This is a genomic window from Psychrobacter sp. SHUES1, assembly GCF_001652315.1.
Lineage (GTDB): Bacteria > Pseudomonadota > Gammaproteobacteria > Pseudomonadales > Moraxellaceae > Psychrobacter > Psychrobacter faecalis.
The window spans coordinates 1-5,935 of sequence record NZ_LXWA01000098.1 but is presented as its reverse complement, the minus strand read 5'-3'; the positions used below and the strand labels follow the sequence as shown (position 1 = coordinate 5,935).

8 protein-coding genes and 1 pseudogene are annotated in these 5,935 nt (G+C 36.7%); 5 read left to right on the top strand and 4 right to left on the bottom strand.

All coding sequences use genetic code 11. From position 1 onward, the window contains the following. Both A7325_RS12350 and A7325_RS12345 read left to right on the top strand, forming a co-directional pair. A pseudogene (locus A7325_RS12350) lies at positions 1-408 on the top strand (RepB family plasmid replication initiator protein); the annotation flags it as partial. A 238-nt stretch (positions 409-646) separates the two neighbouring features. After that, complete coding sequence (locus A7325_RS12345; protein ID WP_068408579.1) at positions 647-1,096, top strand: hypothetical protein; 450 nt, start codon at positions 647-649, stop codon at positions 1,094-1,096. A gap of 287 nt (positions 1,097-1,383) precedes the next feature. On the opposite strand, the gene A7325_RS12340 is transcribed toward A7325_RS12345, so the two are convergent. Further along, a complete protein-coding gene (locus A7325_RS12340) occupies positions 1,384-1,602 on the bottom strand; it encodes a DUF4926 domain-containing protein (protein WP_068408577.1) in 219 nt (72 codons plus the stop codon). Between the two features lie 150 nt (positions 1,603-1,752). On the opposite strand from A7325_RS12340, the gene A7325_RS12335 reads away from it, so the two are divergent. Then, positions 1,753-2,466 (top strand): SMI1/KNR4 family protein, encoded by a 714-nt coding sequence (locus A7325_RS12335; RefSeq protein WP_068408575.1) that lies wholly within the window; start codon positions 1,753-1,755, stop codon positions 2,464-2,466. 106 nt (positions 2,467-2,572) lie between these two features. Here A7325_RS12335 and A7325_RS12330 read toward each other — a convergent pair whose 3' ends face one another. From A7325_RS12330 to A7325_RS12320, 3 genes are all read right to left on the bottom strand, one after another. Continuing rightward, positions 2,573-2,839 carry a type II toxin-antitoxin system mRNA interferase toxin, RelE/StbE family gene (locus A7325_RS12330; protein WP_025650492.1) on the bottom strand — a complete coding sequence of 89 codons (267 nt, stop codon included), beginning with the start codon at positions 2,837-2,839 and terminating at the stop codon, positions 2,573-2,575. Next, the gene (locus tag A7325_RS12325; protein ID WP_068408583.1) at positions 2,826-3,110 is read right to left on the bottom strand and encodes a type II toxin-antitoxin system RelB/DinJ family antitoxin; all 285 of its coding nucleotides are present in this window, start codon (positions 3,108-3,110) and stop codon (positions 2,826-2,828) included. The genes A7325_RS12330 and A7325_RS12325 overlap by 14 nt, the downstream gene beginning before the upstream one ends. A 90-nt stretch (positions 3,111-3,200) precedes the next feature. Further along, entirely contained in the window at positions 3,201-3,476 is a 276-nt protein-coding gene (locus A7325_RS12320; protein ID WP_068408573.1) for a hypothetical protein, read from the bottom strand. 451 nt (positions 3,477-3,927) lie between these two features. Between A7325_RS12320 and mobV the strand changes: the two genes are divergently transcribed. Together mobV and repM are read left to right on the top strand one after the other, a co-directional pair. Then, entirely contained in the window at positions 3,928-4,836 is a 909-nt protein-coding gene (gene mobV, locus A7325_RS12315) for a MobV family relaxase (RefSeq protein WP_068408571.1), read from the top strand. Between the two features lie 437 nt (positions 4,837-5,273). After that, on the top strand, positions 5,274-5,935 hold a 662-nt coding region (gene repM / locus A7325_RS12310), incomplete at its 3' end, for a replication initiation protein RepM (protein WP_068408569.1).

Below are 5,935 nucleotides of genomic sequence, written 5' to 3'. Positions count from 1 at the left end.
TATAAAAGAATGGGGAATTTTAAATTAAGAGTTTTAGACCTTGCGGTTCAAGAAATTAATGAAAAAACTGATATCAAAGTTGGCTATGAGCAAGTTAAAAAAGGTAGAACGATAATAGGTTTTAAGTTCAAGATCTCAGATAAAGAAAAGCCTAAAAGCACTCAGAATTTAGCAAGTGGAAGGGACGGTGATACATCTGATATGTTTACCATTGAAGGATTAAACGATAAGCAGCTGGGGCGTATCGCTCGTAATCCTAGCTTTATTGCCGATTATAATCACTTGGTTAGTTCTACCAGTCCAGCAGGTCAAGACCCGAATGCTTGGGAGTTTGAAATGATTAACCGCCTTAAAAAAGACCCTGCTCAGTTTAATAAACGTCCTATCAGAGAGTATCTTGAATACTAGGTCTTATGAGTGTGTTAGATAAGTTCGGTTCCCTAGTGAGGATTTGAATATTTGACTGTGAGCTATATATACCCATAGATTAAGTTATTGTGACAATGACGGTGTGCTTTATGATGTACATGAAGGAATATTTTCGATGTTGCATCGCATTACTGTCACTCGTCTTAGATAATTTAATAGGTAGTCTGGTAAGTCTTACACTAGTATTCATCGTAATTCATTTTCAAGAGCAATTAAAATGAGTAGATTAGTCAACTGTAATAAAAACATATCTATTATGCTTGCACCAGTTTCTTATAATGAGTTTGGTATATTGTGCAACTTTGAAGTGACAACAGAACTGCTGTGCTTGGATTTTAAAGATGTTAATGAAATAAATAGATGTATGTCATATGAGAATATAACCTATCTAAAAACACAACTTACAAAGCTTAATAATTTAGATCGTTTTGAACAGGAAGATGAACTGGTTTTTTCTATCTGTCCTATCGATATGTTCTTTATTATGGATATCTTTAAAGCAAATGACTATTTGTTATTTATCAAGCTGAGAGTGCCTGTTGGAGTTTACACAAACAGCCAAATTACAGGGTATGACTTTGGACTAGACTTTTTTGCTGAGGTAGATAATTTCAAATTATTTTTGGAAGAATTTATTAGCAGCTGTCAGCCAAAGATAACCATATAGATTAGAGCACATACCATGCTATGGGCAGGATAAAGACATATAGATTAGTTTCTAGTCATTATCAGAAGCTGTGAATCGAGTGTCTATTTACCATAACGTCTGTTATAGAAGCAAGAACGGTACCCTAGTGAGGACTTGGATCTTCGGCTATAGCCCACGTGATTCCAATGGATATAGATTTTTATATTAAATCAATGTACATCTGAGTGTACTTAATGAGCTTGGCTTAATGGTTTTTTGACTAGGTTATCAGATAGTCATCAATAGTCAGGACAATTCACCGTTAACTATTCGACATATGTTTCAGTGCTGGCAACCCAATAAAGGCTCATGTCTTCTTCTTTCAAAGGTACAGTTTCAATTGTACGACCCTGATCATCAGAAAACTCAATTTCATATACGGGAGGAATCACATCAAAGATATGTACTACAGTTCCCACCTCACCCGCTCTGATATTATCTTGAATATCTTTTGAGACTTTAATAACATCGTTTATATTCAACATACTGCTAATCCTTATCTGTCACAAACTCTGTTATAGGAATATGATCGGTGCGCTATACAGGAACCTAACTGCTAGTGTTAAACATAAATTTAATAACCATTAGATCAATAGTACACATCATATTCTTTAACATGAATAGAGATCGATTGAATGAAAAAAAATACTTCTGCTTTGGATAATGAAAGATTAGTGACCCTAGAAAATATGTTAGGTGTAACACTACCTCAAGACTATAGAAGTTATTTGCTAGAGCATAATGGTAAGAGCTTTGAGAAAAATACTTTTGAAGTATTTGAAGGTGAATACTCTATTGTTCACCATGTATATAGGATTTCCAATGACAATGATTATTTTGATTTAATGAATTCGTACAAGAATGGAAAAAGTATAGATCATGAGGAAGGACGAAAATTTTTAATCATAGCCGATGACAATGTAGGTAACGACATCATACTAAGTCTAGCGGCAGATAGTTTTGGAGAAATCTATTTCTATGATAACGATACTATAGGCACTAAATTTATCAAGCTGGCACAATCCTTTTCAGAGTTTTGCAGCTCTCTATTCGACCTTCAAGATGTTTCAGTTTATGAAAATACCATAGATGAGGCTCTTGATAAAAAAGACTTAAAGCTTTTAGAGCGTATTTTACAGCAGGGTTATGATATTGAGAATTTAGATAAGTATAGTAGAAGCTTACTTGAAAGGAGCGTTATTACAGGAGATACTGACTTGGTAAGCTGCGTACTAGAATATCAACCGCAGATGAGAAGCTCTATGTCATTAGCTGAAGAAAACTATATATTCTTTAAAGAAGAGTATGCACCCATTATAGATATTTTAAAAAAGCACTATAAGTTGTAGTAAGTTTCAAAATAGGTATACCCCAGCGGAACCAGCTGTTTCGCCCCAAAAGCCTATTAACAGACTACTTAAAACAGACTGTCATTATGGAACTACATAAAATAGGCTAATCAAACACCTCTGAATGACTACCCAGCCTAACAAAATCTACCGTATCGCTCTGAATACGGTAGATAAGCACCAAGTCAGGCTTGATATGGCAATCCCTAAACCCCTTATGATTGCCGGTCAACGCATGATCTTTGTATTTAGCCGGTAGCGGTATGTCGTTAGTCAAACAATTAAGCACCTCACCCCATGCAGGAGTGAGCAAGCTTAGATAATTCTTTTTGGCATCTCTCTTAAACTGACTTGATACTTCAATGGATCTCATCAGCCTCGCCTTCTAACTCATCCATCAAATCACCAAAGCTGTCGTACTTAGTGCCTTTACCGCTCGCGATCTCTGCAATAGCAGCGATAGTTTGCGCGTTGAGCTTAGGTTGTTGATAGTCAAAAGACAGAGGAATCGCATTAGTATCGGCTACTTGGTTTAAGAACAGTCTGATGGCTTGTGAAGGCGTTAATCCATAGCTTTCTAGAACAGAAAAAGACCTATCCTTCAGATCCTGATCAAGCCGTATATTATAATTAGTTGTAGTCATAGCAATCATCTTTCGCTTATATTCGTACCCCCAATATAAGCGAAAGATGATTAAACCTCAATAACTATAGCGTTCCATCTTTTCGCTAATCTAAGTGGTAACAGTCTGCTCATTCAATCCAGCAAGAAAATCATCAACTGCCTTTTCAACCCTTTTTCCCATGACGTGAAGGTCAGAAGTTGAATAATCTCCTAACTCATTCCTTTCATCCATGACCTCAAATAGCTTGCTTCTGACCACTTCTTCGTGCGTTTTATCTTCAATCGACAGCAAATTAAGCTTCACGACAGCTCTATCATAGGCTTCTTGAGTGGCTTCAAGTTGAAGACTTTTACTGCTGGCTACTGATACACCGATCATGCTCATAAATAACTCCGCTACTAGAATCATCTGTAGCTACAGATGATTTTTTAGATGAATAAGTTGTTTGTACCAAGCTATGATTATGCCAGTGAAAAACGAGAAGTAACGCTCTTATAACCCCTTTTTTGTAGCAGATTTTACGACAGATAAAAGACCCGTCATTTTCTACCTAATTTAATGACTACACCATACGCACCCTAAAGGGACTGCCAAATAGCTGATATTGTTAGGTTTATTGAAATCGAAGTGTTTGCAAAGTGCAAACAAAATCGTTCTTAGTCATTGATTTATAAAGGAAAAAGGTGTTTACAATCTGTAAACAGCCAAGTTGAAAAACAGTGAAAAATAGCCCTTGTTTACCGCCTTTTGCTGCAAAAATCACGCTTTCCTAACAGGTAAAATTGTGGTGTAGTAAGTACACTTTAATGAAATAACACCCAATTATAGGAAAAAAATGGCGATGAACTATGCAATTTTGAGGACGGCAAAATTAAAGACGATGGGCAACATTGGTAGCAGTCTTGCGCACAGCTACCGAACGATAGAAACGCCCAATGCTGACCCCAACCTGACCCCTAAAAATCATCATACCGTTGCTACCCCTGAAGCAGTCAAACAGGCAATAAAAGATCGACTTCCTGAAAAAAGACGTTCGGATGCAGTGCTATGCATTGAGTATTTGCTAACCGCCAGTCCTGAATGGGAAGGTTGGGGAACCAGCAAGGAAACTGATTTTTTTAAGCGCTCTGCTCAGTGGCTCATGGATAAACATGGAGAAGAAAACATTGCAGGTATGAGTGTTCATCGGGACATAAGCACACCGCAGCTGGTCGCTTATGTCGTTCCTATTGACCAAAAAGGGAAGCTCAACTGTAAGGATTTTCTAGGCGGTAGGGCTAAATTAAACAAGATGCAAACCGATTTTGCCAATACGGTCGCTGATTTGGGGCTAACAAGGGGCAAGGAAGGCTCTAAAGCCAAGCATACCAGCATCAAAGAGTATTACCACGACATCAATCACGCGAGGGATTTTAGTATTACGACTTTAGCGCCTAAGCCTGACATGTTTGAAAGCAAGGCTAGGTATGGGGAAAAGGTCACAGCAGCCGTTATTGAGCAAATAGAACCGACTGTGAAGGCTGCTAACAGCATCCTAATGGACTATGAGAAAGCTAGATTGGATAAAAGCGTTGCAGAAGCGAGCTATGACACCCTTAAAAAACGTGTTGAGCCTTACTTAGTGGCGATTGAAGGGCTAAATCGAGAGGAAATCGCTAGATTGAATGAAGCAATGCAGCTAGAAAGCCGTAGGATCTCTGTAGAGCGAAATAATACTAAAAAGGCTAGGAAGGTATCAGAATAGAGAAAGAAGGTTGTTAGATCTAATTCTGTAGGCAAATATAGTGGTTTCTATAGCTTATCACTAAGGTTAAAAATAAATTAATGGATAAGATAGAAAGAATTTATCATTTACCTAATCCAAGAAAACTCCTGATATTTTTCTGTAACTAGGGCTTTTATTTCTTGTCTTTTCAATTAATAAAAAAATTAAAAAATGCTTTTTATGCTTTTAAATGCTTTTAAATGCTTTTAAGCCCTCTGTATCCATTGGTATCAAAGGGTTGTAGACTTCATATGACTACGTTTACTTACCCATATGACTACGTTTACTTACCCATATGACTACGTTTACTTACCCATATGACTACGTTTACTTACCATTAATCTACTAATTTTTTTATGTAGATTAATATACTAAGTAATGGTAGTGTAGTCATAAATAACTTACAAGGAAATTGTATGTCTAAGGGTAATTTAGTCGTCAAAACAAATCAGCTTAATTCAGCCTTACAAAACTTATCTTTGCCTGAAATCCGAATTATTCAATTAGCAATAGTAGATGCAAGAGAAACAAATACTGGACTGAGTACTGATAAGCCTCTACGTATTGATGCCTTACGCTACGCAGAAATGTTTGAAACCACTCGACAGAATGGCTATCAGCGAATGAAAGACGCTGAAGAAAACCTATTTAACAGACGTTTCAGTTACGTCAATGAACATGGAAAGATCGTCAAGTCGCGTTGGATTCAAGAAGTGACTTATCTTGATGATGAGGGTGCAATTGAATTGGTTTTTACCCTTGCTGTAGTTAAAGGAATCAGCCGTATTGATGGTGCGGAAGACTTTTTTACTTCTTATCTACTAGAACAAACAGCAAGTATGGATAGCATTTACTCTGTAAGACTTTATGAGCTACTAGTGCAATGGAAACAAGCTAAAAATACCCCTATGTTTGAGCTTGAGAGATTTAGAAGTCAACTAGGTATAGAATCTAGTGAATATAAAAGAATGGGGAATTTTAAATTAAGAGTTTTAGACCTTGCGGTTCAAGAAATTAATGAAAAAACTGATATCAAAGTTGGCTATGAGCAAGTTAAAAAAGGTAGAACGATAATAGG